General features: G+C 35.3%; 12 protein-coding genes and 1 other RNA gene. 7 read left to right on the top strand and 6 right to left on the bottom strand.

Features of this window, described 5'->3' with window-relative positions:
- Nucleotides 1-834 carry a BRO-N domain-containing protein gene (locus tag DDD_RS11920; protein WP_015363132.1) on the top strand — a complete coding sequence of 278 codons (834 nt, stop codon included), beginning with the start codon at nucleotides 1-3 and terminating at the stop codon, nucleotides 832-834.
- A 183-nt stretch (nucleotides 835-1,017) separates the two neighbouring features.
- Here the strand turns inward: DDD_RS11920 and DDD_RS11915 are convergent, their stop codons facing one another.
- Together DDD_RS11915 and DDD_RS11910 are read right to left on the bottom strand one after the other, a co-directional pair.
- Nucleotides 1,018-2,373, bottom strand: a complete 1,356-nt coding sequence (locus DDD_RS11915; RefSeq protein WP_015363130.1) for a TrkH family potassium uptake protein — start codon at nucleotides 2,371-2,373, stop codon at nucleotides 1,018-1,020.
- A 78-nt stretch (nucleotides 2,374-2,451) separates the two neighbouring features.
- Nucleotides 2,452-4,122, bottom strand: a complete 1,671-nt coding sequence (locus tag DDD_RS11910; RefSeq protein ID WP_015363129.1) for an alpha-amylase family glycosyl hydrolase — start codon at nucleotides 4,120-4,122, stop codon at nucleotides 2,452-2,454.
- Nucleotides 4,123-4,255: 133 nt separating this feature from the next.
- Between DDD_RS11910 and DDD_RS11905 the strand changes: the two genes are divergently transcribed.
- The 3 genes from DDD_RS11905 (at nucleotide 4,256) to DDD_RS11895 (ending at nucleotide 6,581) form a co-directional block, all read left to right on the top strand.
- The gene (locus tag DDD_RS11905; RefSeq protein ID WP_015363128.1) at nucleotides 4,256-5,128 is read left to right on the top strand and encodes a sterol desaturase family protein; all 873 of its coding nucleotides are present in this window, start codon (nucleotides 4,256-4,258) and stop codon (nucleotides 5,126-5,128) included.
- Nucleotides 5,129-5,194: 66 nt separating this feature from the next.
- Nucleotides 5,195-5,614 carry a hypothetical protein gene (locus tag DDD_RS11900; protein ID WP_015363127.1) on the top strand — a complete coding sequence of 140 codons (420 nt, stop codon included), beginning with the start codon at nucleotides 5,195-5,197 and terminating at the stop codon, nucleotides 5,612-5,614.
- Between the two features lie 103 nt (nucleotides 5,615-5,717).
- Nucleotides 5,718-6,581, top strand: a complete 864-nt coding sequence (locus DDD_RS11895; RefSeq protein WP_015363126.1) for a DUF6624 domain-containing protein — start codon at nucleotides 5,718-5,720, stop codon at nucleotides 6,579-6,581.
- 4 nt (nucleotides 6,582-6,585) lie between these two features.
- On the opposite strand, the gene DDD_RS11890 is transcribed toward DDD_RS11895, so the two are convergent.
- The 3 genes from DDD_RS11890 to ffs all read right to left on the bottom strand — a co-directional run bounded on the left by DDD_RS11890 (nucleotide 6,586) and on the right by ffs (nucleotide 8,006).
- Nucleotides 6,586-7,068: a hypothetical protein gene (locus tag DDD_RS11890; RefSeq protein ID WP_015363125.1), complete on the bottom strand. Its 483-nt coding sequence runs from the start codon at nucleotides 7,066-7,068 to the stop codon at nucleotides 6,586-6,588.
- A complete protein-coding gene (locus DDD_RS11885; RefSeq protein ID WP_015363124.1) occupies nucleotides 7,058-7,861 on the bottom strand; it encodes an SDR family oxidoreductase in 804 nt (267 codons plus the stop codon). The genes DDD_RS11890 and DDD_RS11885 overlap by 11 nt, the downstream gene beginning before the upstream one ends.
- A gap of 45 nt (nucleotides 7,862-7,906) precedes the next feature.
- Nucleotides 7,907-8,006: signal recognition particle sRNA small type (ffs, locus tag DDD_RS17730), an RNA gene on the bottom strand.
- Between the two features lie 87 nt (nucleotides 8,007-8,093).
- Here ffs and DDD_RS11880 point away from each other — a divergent pair.
- Genes DDD_RS11880 through DDD_RS11870 form a run of 3 tightly spaced genes read left to right on the top strand, consistent with a single transcriptional unit; the run spans nucleotide 8,094 to nucleotide 11,088 of the window.
- Nucleotides 8,094-9,143, top strand: coding sequence for a glutaminyl-peptide cyclotransferase (locus tag DDD_RS11880; RefSeq protein WP_015363123.1), 1,050 nt, complete (start codon nucleotides 8,094-8,096; stop codon nucleotides 9,141-9,143).
- Nucleotides 9,143-9,550 (top strand): acyl-CoA thioesterase, encoded by a 408-nt coding sequence (locus DDD_RS11875; protein ID WP_015363122.1) that lies wholly within the window; start codon nucleotides 9,143-9,145, stop codon nucleotides 9,548-9,550. Before DDD_RS11880 ends, DDD_RS11875 begins: the two co-directional genes overlap by 1 nt.
- On the top strand, nucleotides 9,547-11,088 hold the full coding sequence (locus DDD_RS11870; RefSeq protein ID WP_015363121.1) for a hypothetical protein: 1,542 nt from the start codon (nucleotides 9,547-9,549) through the stop codon (nucleotides 11,086-11,088). Before DDD_RS11875 ends, DDD_RS11870 begins: the two co-directional genes overlap by 4 nt.
- A gap of 79 nt (nucleotides 11,089-11,167) precedes the next feature.
- Here the strand turns inward: DDD_RS11870 and htpG are convergent, their stop codons facing one another.
- On the bottom strand, nucleotides 11,168-13,057 hold the full coding sequence (gene htpG / locus DDD_RS11865) for a molecular chaperone HtpG (RefSeq protein ID WP_015363119.1): 1,890 nt from the start codon (nucleotides 13,055-13,057) through the stop codon (nucleotides 11,168-11,170).
- Nucleotides 13,058-13,129: the final 72 nt, after the last annotated feature.

Here is a 13,129-nt window from a genome sequence, read left to right as displayed (position 1 = left end):
ATGACTAAAGAAACCGCAATAAAATTATTTGAAAAACAAAAAGTGAGAACTCAATGGATCGAGAAAGAGGAGAAATGGTACTTCTCCATTATCGATGTTATCTCTATATTAACTGAAAGTGAAAGACCAAGAAAATACTGGAGCGATCTAAAAACAAAATTAAAAAAGGAAGGAAGTGAACTGTCCGAAAAAATAGGACAGTTGAAAATGATAGCTGATGACGGCAAAATGCGCAAAACTGATGTAGCCGATACAGAACAGCTCTTTAGACTTATACAAAGCGTTCCATCACCAAAAGCTGAACCTTTCAAATTGTGGATTGCAAAAGTAGCCCGAGAACGCGTAGATGAAATAGAAGATCCAGAATTGGGTTTTGACAGATTAATGGAAACTTATCTCAAGAAAGGTTATAGCAAACAATGGATCAATCAGCGATTAAAAAGTATAGAGGTACGCAAAGAACTAACTGATGAATGGGAAAATAGAGGTGTACAAAAAGGACAAGAATATGCTATACTAACTAATGAAATCACAAAAGCGTGGAGCGGTCTGGATGTGAAAAATTATAAGAAATTAAAAGGTTTAAAAAAGGAAAACTTACGAGATAACATGAGTAATCTGGAACTCGTACTTAATATGCTTGCCGAAGCAACTACGACAGAAATAAGTAAAGAGAAACAACCTGAAACATTTACAGAAAGTAAAAAAATAGCCAAACAAGGTGGTACTATCGCAGGCAACACTCGCAAGGAAATTGAAGATAAAACAGGTAAAAAGATAGTTAATAAGTTAAATGCAAAAGATCATCTCCAAAATAGAAAAGAACTGGAATAGTTACTAGTTTATATGATCTTTTGATGAAAGAATTTAACTTGAAAAAATCAAATAACTGCCTTTTATCCCGAAGACTAAATAAGATGTTGTGACCTTTTGTTGATTGTTACGCTTTCGCCTTGAGCTAATTCAGATAAATTTCTTTTTTCAAAGATGAAAATAGAAAACGAGATGTCACACAAACTAAACCGCAATATCGTCTTCTAAAATCGGGACATTATCTTGAATAGTAGATTTAGACCATATAGCCAAACCAAAAGTTAACACACCCAAACGACCTATAAACATAATCAGGACAATAATGGATTTACCCCAAATAGAAAGATCGCCGGTAATTCCCATGCTCAATCCTACTGTTCCTAATGCCGAACTCACTTCAAATAGTGTTTTTTCTAATCCAAAATCATCAGTAAAAGTCATGGCGAGCGTAAATAAAAAAATAAGAGAAGTGTAAAATATAAATGAGGAAGTTGCTATGTACAATCTCTCAAATGGAATCTTGCGGCCTAAAAACGTAATGTTTTTAGAACCTTGAAGCCTACTTTTCATAATAGAAAAAACAGCTGTAAGCGTCGTTATTTTAATACCACCAGCAGTTCCTGATGGTGATGCACCTACATACATGAGAAAAATGGTAACTAGAATGATCGGTAAAGAATAAGCTCCAAAATCTACTGTATTGAAACCAACAGTAGTCATTGCAGACATCGTTTGGAAAAAGGCTGCATAAAGTCTTTCTGAGCCTGATAATGCGGTAATGGTCGGTTCAAAAAGGTACATGAATAAGAAACCAGTACTTAATAAAAATGCAAAACCTATGAAAATAATTTTGGAAGTAAAGCTTAGTTTATGAGTGCGATCCTTGATCCACATTACTAAATCTGTAACTACTATAAATCCTAAAGAACCAGCGATTGCGAGAAAAGCAATGATAAAGTTTACAAAACCATCATCTACATACTCCGTAAAACCACTATTGAATAGGCTAAAACCAGCAGTACAAAAAGCACTGACACTATGAAAAACCGCATTCCAGATCGCCTCTCCTACCGGCATTCCATCGGAATAAAATGCAATAAAAAATAAAATTGCACCTATAGTTTCCATAACTATTGTGAAAATGACAACAGATTTTAAAAAATCTTTGATCTTTATGGTGGCAGGTAAGGTAAACTCTGTATTAAGAAGTCTTTTATGCCAGTGCGTTATTCGCCTAGTTGTGGAAAGAAGCATAAATGTGGTAAAGGTTAAATATCCTATTCCACCCACTTGAAAAAGAGACATCACCACAAATTGCCCAGCAAAATTATAAGAATCAAAAACACTAACAGTGACTAATCCTGTCGTAGAAACGGCACTTGTAGCAATAAATAAATTATCGATTAAAGAAGTATCTGTTTTTTGCAACCATGGTAGAGACAGTAAAATGAAACCAACTAAAACATAAGTTAGAAAGCCATAAAATAAGTTTTGCTGAGGACTTAACCCTAATTTGAATTTGCGGTATCTTAAATTGAATTTTTTGAAATAGGTTTTCATCTGTTGAAATTAACAATACAAAAATTGCTGATTTCTACATCATTAAAGTTAAAAATAAGCTATAATTATAATGGATCGCTACATCTTCTCCAGCAACACTACTCCATTTTTAACCATAACAGTAACTTTTCCATTCACCACAGGCAATTTCTTGATGGTGTAGGCATTGCGTAGACGTTTTGCTTTTGGAAATACTTTAATGACATCTATCTCCATCAATCCATCTGGCAATCCAGCTCCAATGAGAACAATATCTTCATGACCGTTTTTATTATAAAATCGTGCCGCTAGTGTTCCTTCTCCTTCTTGAGCAAGAGAAAAATGCTCGCCCGCGCCTACAGACTGATGCTCATTTCTAAATTTTCCTAACTGTTGCCAGTGCTTTAAAATCTCTTGATTCCCTTTATCAAAATCCATAACAGATCTTAAAGTTGCGTCTCCTACAGTTCCTTCTACATCTAATGATCTTGCATTTTCATCTCCATAGTAAATTTGTGACATTCCAGGCGATAACATCAACTTTGTAGCAGATTCCATCGCTCGTTCTCTTCTAGGATCAAACGGTTGTCCATCATCATGAGAGCTGATGTAATTCATGAAATATACTGGATCATTAGGTTTTTCAGTAAGTAGGATCTTTCTAATGCTATCGTATTTTTTAAAGAGCTTTTGATAATCTTCATTTGCAAAATATTTGAATCCAAAATCGATCATTGCATCATAACCAGAATCAAAGTAATCAACATCACCACTGGAAAAACCATAAGACCTACCATTTACTGCAGAATAGCCGTAAAGCTCACCAAGGATAAAGAAATCGTCATCATGAATGGTTTTACTAGGATTATTCTCTTTCCACTGCTCGTAAGCTAGTTTTGCCTGTTCGTTAAATGTTGCCCAAATAGATTCTTCCACATGCTTCACGGTATCGATTCTAAAACCGTCTACACCAGTCTCACGAGCATAATCGGTGACCCATTTGATAATGTAATTTACAGGAGTTCGCTTTAAACCAGACTTAGCGAAAAAGTCATTTAACTCTTTAATTTCTTGCTCGTATCTTCCTTCCTTTTTCCATTTTGCCACAAGATGTTCTGGCAAGTCGACCTCTTCTGTACTTTCTGTTTTTATATCCGGTAAATTGTTAGTTAACGTACAAGTAACGGCAGTAGCTTGATCTTGATAAGAACATCCAGGACCAGTACGTACCCATTCTTCTGGCCATACAGGATCTTGATCTGTTACAGGACCAGTATGATTGATAACGACGTCTAGTAAAATTCTTATATCTTTTTCATGTGCTTTTTCTACTAGTGTTTTAAACTCTTCCATCGTTCCATAAGATGGTTCTACTGCTGTCCAATCCTTTGCCCAATATCCATGAAAAGCATAAGTAAATCCAGTACCTTCATCTACTCCACCGTGAATTTGTTCCCAGATAGGTGTCAACCATATCGCGTTTACCCCTAAATCTGTAAAATAACCTTCATCTATTTTTTCAATAATTCCTGCAAAATCGCCACCTTCAAAACCTCGTAACTTTCCAGTTTCCTTAGAACGATCGATGATTTTATCGTTAGAAGTATCGCCGTTATTAAACCTATCGGTAAGCAAGAAGTAAACGTTTGCAGCGCTCCAATCGAAGTAAGCATGTTCTTTTTCAACAACCTTTTCTTGAGCTTTATTCTCGTTTTCTTTACAAGAGATAAAAGCTATTGCGATCAATAATAAATAAAAGAAGTGTTTCATGGAAGCGTAATTTGAACGTAAAAATAAAATAAGAAGTTCATTTTATACCAACATAGAATCCTAATATGATACAACGTTTTCGTTATGCTGCTTATGTAGTAATTTTACAGTCTTCAAAACGACTACAATAAGCATGGAAAAATACGTAGATATTTTTATCAATTCTTTTAATGGATATGCATCCTACTTATGGAAAGAAATCATGAATCCCTCGTGGACCAATTATTTTTATTGGTTGCTCGTCGTTTCTTTATTGGTATTTGCTTTGGAAATCTGGCTGCCTTGGAGAAAGAATCAGAAAGTAATGCGCAAAGATTTTTGGCTCGACTTATTTTACCTCTTTTTCAATTTCTTTTTGTTCTCTTTAATTGGTTACAACGCCGTTTCTGATGTGTTTATAGAACTATTTAATGACGGTCTTGCAAGTATAGGCATCACAAATTTGGTAGCTATTGAAGTAAGTAGTTTTCCGTTTTGGGTGCAATTATTAATCATGTTTGTCATAGCCGACTTTATACAGTGGAACATTCACAGACTTTTGCATCGAGTTCCCTTTTTATGGGAATTCCATAAAGTGCATCACAGTGTGAAGGAAATGGGCTTTGCAGCGCAGTTCCGTTTTCATTTTATGGAAACTATCGTTTATAAAGCCTTGCAGTATTTACCGCTGGCGATGATAGGTTTTGGGATCAATCAGTTTATTGTAATTCATATGATTGCTGTATTGATTGGGCATTTGAATCATGCCAATTTAAACTGGGATTATGGACCTTTTAAATACATCTTAAACAATCCTAAAATGCACCTATGGCATCACGCAAGAAAGTTACCAGAAGGTGCCAAATATGGAGTCAACTACGGGCTTTCTCTCAGCATTTGGGATTACCTTTTTGGTACTGCACATATTCCCTATCATCAAGCCGAATTAGAATTGGGATTTCCAGGCGATGAAGATTATCCTGATGATTTTGGTAGTCAATTATTAGAACCATTTAAAAAAGATTGATCATTTTCTCACGCAACCTTATGGCATTAGTTGCATCTATTATATGAAGAACCAAACCATAAGACTATGAAATACATCAAATTAAGTTTGCTGATTTGCGTCACATTTTTACTTTTTCCAAGTTGTAATAATGATGATGACAACACTAATTCATCAACTACTATTAACGGAACTTGGCACTTGAAAAACGTGCGTGGTGGTTTTGTGGGAATCAACATAGATTATACTCGTGGCGAAGTCTTTTATGATTTTAATTTAAATAACAACACCGTTAACATCACAAATAATATTCTTACCACTGGTCCTGAGGATATTTATGCTGGACTAGACAGTGGAACTTATTCCATAAGAATTGAACAAAACGGAACCACTGAAACGCTTTTTATTGACAATGTAGATAAAGGAACTATCGATTTACAGGGCAACACTCTTCAATTAGATGACAACATAGCGGCAGATGGATTTCTCATGGAATTTGAACGTTAAAATACCAAGTTAATAGTTTGCAATTGTTCGAGCTATTTAGATGATGGTCTCGCTTTCGCGAAAGCGGAATAATTATTACTTTACAGAGGTCTTATAAAGCCTTATGAAAATCAATATTCTTTCTTGTATTCTAATAATATTAATCATTACCTCGTGTAAATCTGGCGATAAATATAAACCAGAAGGCTTGAGAAAAATGACGCATACTGAGCAAATTGAAATGGCAAAAGCCAAATTAAGTTTCAATTATGAAAATGTCGTTTATAAAAAGGAAAATGGTAGTGTAATTAGTAAAGATTCTTTATCAAAATATTTTTCTGACGAAAATCTTACAAAGGATATTTATTTGAATGATAATGATGAACCAAAAATAATCGTCTTTAGAAAAGCGACTGAAAACGATAAAAAGTTTAAAAGAAACTTATATGCCATTTACAATGAGAAAATTGTTGAGCCAGTTATAACTATTGACATCAATTGTGATGAGATGAGCAAAATTCTTGATAAAGTGTACGCTCTCGATCAAAATATGAGAATTGATGAAAGTAAATACGATCCTTCAATTGATCAAGATAATTTAGTCACCGTAGTTAGTTTACTAGAAAAATGTGGGATGCCCACTTTAAAAGAGATCAATCAAAAGCAAATGAATGCCATCTGGTTCGTTTTTCAACATGGAGATAATTATCATCGTAAAAAGTACTTCCATCTATTGAAGAATGCGGCACAAAACGGTGATTTGAAAAAAAGTAAAATGGCTCTTATGGAAGACCGAATGCTTATGGATGATGGAAAACCTCAAATCTACGGTTCTCAAATGACGGACGATAGAGAAAATGGAGGTTATAAAGTTTATGATTTGGAAAACCCTGAAACTGTTGATAAAAGACGTGCATCAGTTGGGTTAGAACCGTTGAGTGAATATGTTAAGCAATGGGATATCACGTTTGATGTAAAGCAGCGCTAATACATTAATCCAAGTAAGCGCCAGGACTAAAAACTACCTTTTTCAAGCCTATCAAATCGGCAAGTTTCTCTGTTTCTTGATGTGCTTTTTCTTTATCCTTTAATTGCTGCAATAACAATTTTTGATAATGACTTTTACTAAGCAAAGTAATTCTATAAACCATTTCTCGAGAAGAAGCGCTTACTAGTGTCGTATGGCTGCTCACACTAGTCTTCTCTGTAATTTCTAAAACCGTAATGTGCGGAAACTTATCAAAGGATTGCCATTTACCAAATTTTATAAAAAAGAAGCTGTTGTATTCTTTTAGCTTATTATCAGATACGTCGATCAATACGCCTTTAGTAGAAAACACAATAGCAAAGCCTATTAATGCAATAAAAATAACTTGAATTCCATTTGTTATAACGCCTACAACGCCTATCACAAAAATAAGTACACCTAAAATTCTAGTCATAGGTGGGAAGAAATTAGCTACTTTAAAGTCCATAATGTTTCTTCAACATGTTTTCATACGTTTTCTCTGGCAATATTTTTTTAAGAACAATAGAAAACTTTTGCAAAAAGCTCCCTACTTTATAATGGATACCAGGGTTTTCTTTTTGTAAAATATCGTAAATCTTTGTGGCAACGTCTATAGGATCTTGACCGTCATCTACATGTTCATCAATTAGTTTTAAAGTATGCGCATAGCCGGCTTCATAATCAGATCCAGAAATTACTGGTGCATGAAATCTACCTGCAGCAATGTTAGTAGCAAAATCTCCGGGAGCAACATTACTAAAATGAATATTCAAATGAGCACATTCCATGCGATAAGCCTCAGTAGCGATTTCTAATGCTCCTTTACTCGCACTATAAATACCACGGTATGGCAATCCCATATAGCCAGCAATACTGGTGATATTAATGACACGACCGCTTTTTTGAGCTCTCATTTGAGGTAAAACAGCTTGCAAAACACGCAACGGACCATAAAAATTAGTCTCCATAGCGTTTTTTACCTCGTCGATAGGAGTTTCTTCCATAGGTCCTGTAATTCCTACGCCTGCATTATTGATAAGAATATCTATTTGACCTTCTTTGTCGATCAATTCATTTACTGCATTTTGAATAGACGCCTGATCTTGAACATCTAGCGCGAGCAGTGCAACAGGACTATTTGGATAACGAGAAGGATTTCTACTGGTACCGTAAACGGTGTAATTTTTATCTTGAAGAAATAAGGCAATTGCTTTTCCTATACCAGAAGAACCACCAGTAACTAGAACTACTTTTTTCATAAACTCTTTTAAATCAGTTGATTAGATTTCACTAAAAGGCATAAAAAAAGGCAAGCTACCTACATCACACCGCTACGACCGCTTACCTTTGCTGCGTTCCCGCCCTGGAGGAGTTCAGCAGGAGCTGGTTGTGTAGGACTTGCCCGGTGCAAATATACAGTCTAGTTTTACTTACACAAAGGTTTTTCCCATGCTTTTTTATAGCTATCTTTCGCCTTGATAAAATCACATTATGAAATTGAAGTATTCTTTTTTATTACTGGTTGCAGCACTCTCGTTATCAGGCTGTAAAACCGAAATAGAAATGTTTAAAGAAAATTACAAGTTAGAGATAACTAATTCAAAATTGAACTGGACCGAAGACGATACAGTAGAAATATCTTTGATAGATGAAGCTTCTATAGGTGTCGACAGTGTCGTATGGACTCAAAATGCGGCTTTTATAAAAAGTGGTGATGAGGTCTCGCTTTCGCGAAAGCTGAAAAATCAACCTTATGGTAACCTAACTTTTAAAGCAACTGTTTATAGAAACGGAATGAATGCTACGGTTGCTACCAAAGTGAAAAGAATGCCTAAAGAGAAAGTGAAAATATACAAGTATAAAGTAATCAACACTTATGACCACGATACTGCGTCCTATACTCAAGGATTAGAATTTTATGGTGATTCTCTTTATGAAAGCACAGGTCAGTTCCGTGAAAGTGACCTGAGAATTACAAATGTAGAAACCGGAGAGAATATTAAAAAAATTGATCTACCTGCAAGCCAGTTTGCTGAAGGAATGACCATTTTAAATGATAAAGTATATCAGCTTACCTGGCAAAGTAAAGTAGGTTATGTCTATGATTTAGGTCTTAATAAACTAGACGAATTCAAATACAATCAAAGTAAAGAAGGCTGGGGACTTACAAATGATGGCACTTACTTATACAAAAGTGATGGAAGTTCTAAAATATGGAAAATTGATCCCAATACTTATGAAGAATTAGGATACATAGAAGTAGTAACTAACGATCGTGTTGTTTCAAAAATCAACGAATTAGAATGGATCGATGGAAAAATTTATGCAAACGTCTACACCACTAATGTCATCATGGTTATCAATCCTGAAAACGGAAAAGTAGAAAGAGCCATAAATATGAGCCCTATTGTTAAAGAAATATCTAATTACTCTGAAAATGAGAATGTACTCAATGGTATTGCTTACGATAAGAAGAACGACCGTCTATTTATTACTGGTAAAAGATGGCCTAAGATGTTTGAAATAGAAATTACTGAATAGTGATTGATACTAAATTACCAGTTTTTGAAAAAAAACGAACTGTAACGGCTTCAGAAATTGACGACCTGAATCATGTCAACAATGTCGTTTATGTTCAATGGGCAGCAGATGTAGCAAGCGAACACTGGCAAACCGTAGGAACACCAGAAATGCTAGAGAATTATGGCTGGATCATGCTCAAGCACTGTATCGAGTATAAAAAAGCAGCAGTTCTAGGAGATGAAATTCTATTGCGAACTCAAGTAGGTAGAGCAACAAACGTACGTTATCAACGTTTCATAGAAATATACAATGCGAGCAGCATGGATTTACTTGCAAAAACAACTTCTGACTGGTGCGCGATAGACAAAACTGGAAAACCTGTTAAAATATCTCAAGAGATAAGAGACTTATTTGAAACTTTATGAAATATATAGTTACTGCTTTACTTTGCTTCATCACTTTGGTACTCATTTCATCTTGTAGAAATGATTTTGAATTTTCTGCTAGCACGGGAGATTTGAAGTTTTCTCAGGATACTATTTATTTGGACACCGTTTTTTCTACCATAGGTTCCAGTACCAGAACGTTTAAAGTCTATAATAACAGTAGTGACGATATTGTAATACCTAGAGTAGCACTCGCTCAAGGCACTAATTCTAAATACCGTATCTCAGTTGATGGTGTACCAGGACAAGTTTTTGAAGATGTAGAATTACTTGCAAAAGACTCCATGTTTGTATTTGTAGAAACTACGGTAGATATAATGGATTTCACTTCAGACACTGAGTTTTTATATGAAGACACGATTGAATTTGACTCTGGTGGAAACCTGCAAAAAGTGGAATTAGTAACTCTAATTCAAGATGCTGTATTTCTTTTTCCAGAAAGAGATGCCATGGGAATACAAGAAACCATACTTCTCGACACTGATCCTGATGGGAACGAATTGAGAATATCAGGTTTTTTCCTAGATGACAATGAGTTGCGATTTACTAATGAAAAACCTTATGTTATTTATGGTTTTGCTGGAGTGCCATCTAATAAAACGCTCACGATAGATCCTGGGGCTAGAATTCATTTTCATTCTCAAAGCGGGATTATAGTCGCAGATGAGGCTACTTTAAAAGTAAACGGCGCACTTTCCATGACAGAAGAACTAGAAAACGAAGTGATTTTTGAAGGCGACCGTTTAGAACCTACATACGACGATGTTGCTGGACAATGGGCTGCCATATGGTTAACCAGTGGTAGTAAAGATCATGAGATTAATTATGCTACGATAAAAAATGCTAGCGTTGGAATCATAATGGATAATAATAATCCTACTTCTAACGGTGCCACTTTAAAAATTAATAATTCGCAAATTTTGAATTGTTCAAATTCTGCTTTAATAGGAACAACTGCTTCCATAGAAGCTAGCAACTCTATTTTTCACAACTCAGGTCAGTCTACTGTTGTTGGAAGATTTGGTGGAGAGTACAACTTCAATAATTGTACAATTTCAAATTACTGGAACGGCAGTTTCAGACAAGATGCTACCTTGTTCATTTCTAACGCCATACCTAATACTGATTTCACAGCAGACTTACTTGCTGCTAATTTTACCAATTGTATTATTTATGGTGATCGTAATATCGAGCTAGGACTTTTAGATGATGGGATTTCTGCTTTTAATTTTAAGTTTGAGAATTCCTTGATCCGTTTTAACGATTTTTCTAACAATTTTGATGGGTTACCTGATTACGATTTTAATAATGTCAACCTTTATCAAGAATGTGTTTTTAACGTAGATCCTCAATTTGACGATGTAGATGCTTTCAAATTACGCATAGATAACACAGGTGGTGCAAATGGTATCGCAAACCCAACAACAGATACCGCTTTAGATATTTCTGGAGCTACAAGAGATCTTGTTGATCCAGACGCAGGTGCTTTTGAAAGTACCGATCTTTCTGGAGAATAAAATTACCATACATAATAATCATAAAAAAAGAGCTTATCTTTTATAGACAAGCTCTTTTCTCTTTTAAGATTAAAACCTCTTACTTAATCAACTCGTAACTTCTAGAAACAAATTCTGTAAGCTTTTCACCTTTCAATAAACCTTGAGATAATTTAGCAAGATCTACAGATTGCTGGATCAAACCAGACTTTTTTGCTTCGTCTTTTTCATTAAAGATCGATTGTACTAGGTCACTGTTACCATTAACAACAAGATTGTACATATCTGGCATATTACCGAAGCCCATCATACCACCGCCGCCAGTTGCTTGCATCTCTTTCATACGACGCATGAATTCTGGTTGTGTGATCATAAATGGAGCTGCATCACTACTCATCGCTTCCACTTGTACTGTATAGCTCGTATCGGCGATTGTTTCTGTGATCGTTTTTTGCAAGGTCTCTTTCTCTTCGTCAGAAAGTTTTGAGATTTGCTCTTCTTCTTTTTTAATCAAATTATCTACATGATCTGCATCTACTCTTACAAAAGAGATATTCTCTTTAGAAGTTTCAAGCTTTTGCATCAAGTGAGAGATGATAGGAGAGTCTAATAATAAAACTTCATATCCTTTTTTCTTGGCCGCTGTTGTGTAAGAATGTTGTTCTTCTTTATTGGAAGCATAAAGAATTACCGTTTTACCATCTTTGTCTGTTTGAGCTGGCTTGATTTTTTCAAGTAATTCGTCCCATAAATGATACGTTCCATCTACGGTAGGATACAAAGCAAATTTATCTGCTTTATCAAAGAATTTCTCTTCGCTTAACATACCATACTCGATCACGATCTTGATATCGTTCCATTTCTCTTCAAAGGCTTTTCTATCTTCATTGAAAAGACTTTTCAGTTTATCTGCTACTTTACGAGTGATGTAGCTTGATATTTTCTTTACAGCACCATCTGCCTGTAAGTAAGAACGAGAAACATTTAGTGGGATATCTGGCGAATCGATTACACCTCGTAACATGGTTAAGAATTCTGGTACAATTCCTTCTACGTTATCTGTTACATAAACTTGGTTTTGATACAGCTGGATGCGATCTTTTTGTACGTTCAAATCTTGAGTCATCTTAGGGAAATATAAAATTCCCGTAAGATTAAATGGGTAGTCTACATTCAAATGAATGTTGAATAACGGCTCCTCAAATTGCATAGGATACAACTCGCGGTAGAAATTTTTATAATCTTGATCTTCTAATTCAGCTGGTTGCTTTGTCCAGGCTGGATCAGGATTATTAATAATATTATCTACTTCTTGAGTAGGTGCTGGATCTTCTTCTTTTGCCCCTTCTGGCTTTTCTAAAGTTTCTGTTTTAGTACCAAACTTAATCGGCACTGGCATGAACTTGTTGTATTTGTTCAGCAACTCAGTAATACGGCTTTCTTCTAGAAATTCTGTTTCATCATCTGAGATATGTAGAATGATCTCCGTACCAAAGTTTTCTTTCTCTGCTGGCTCGATAGTGTAATTAGGAGATCCATCGCATGTCCAGTGAACTGCTGGCTCATCTTTGAAAGACTTAGTTATGATCTCTACCTGATCGGCAACCATGAAAGCAGAATAAAAACCTAAACCAAAATGCCCGATAATACCGCTATCCTTTGCGGTGTCTTTATATTTTTCAAGAAACTCTTCAGCACCAGAAAAGGCGACCTCGTTGATGTATTTTTGCACCTCATCTTCCGTCATTCCTAGACCTTGATCAATGATATGAAGTTTCTTGCCTTCCTTATCAATTTTGATCTCTATTTGCTGGTCTCCTAACTCAACACTTGCCTCCCCTATTCGGGCGAGATGCTGTAATTTAAGAGTGGCATCCGTAGCATTGGATACGAGCTCTCTCAAGAAAATCTCGTGATCGCTGTATAAAAACTTCTTAATAAGCGGGAAAATATTCTCTACCGCTACGTTAATGGTTCCTTTTTGTGACATAATATTATTTTGTTCTATTTATAGTTTTAAGTGTTCCGCTTTCGCGAAAGCGTACTTTTCAATAACAAATCA

This window comes from Nonlabens dokdonensis DSW-6 (assembly GCF_000332115.1).
In the GTDB taxonomy this organism is placed as follows: Bacteria; Bacteroidota; Bacteroidia; order Flavobacteriales; family Flavobacteriaceae; genus Nonlabens; species Nonlabens dokdonensis.
Note: the sequence above shows the minus strand (reverse complement) of the source record. Positions and strands in the feature narration are given on the sequence as shown.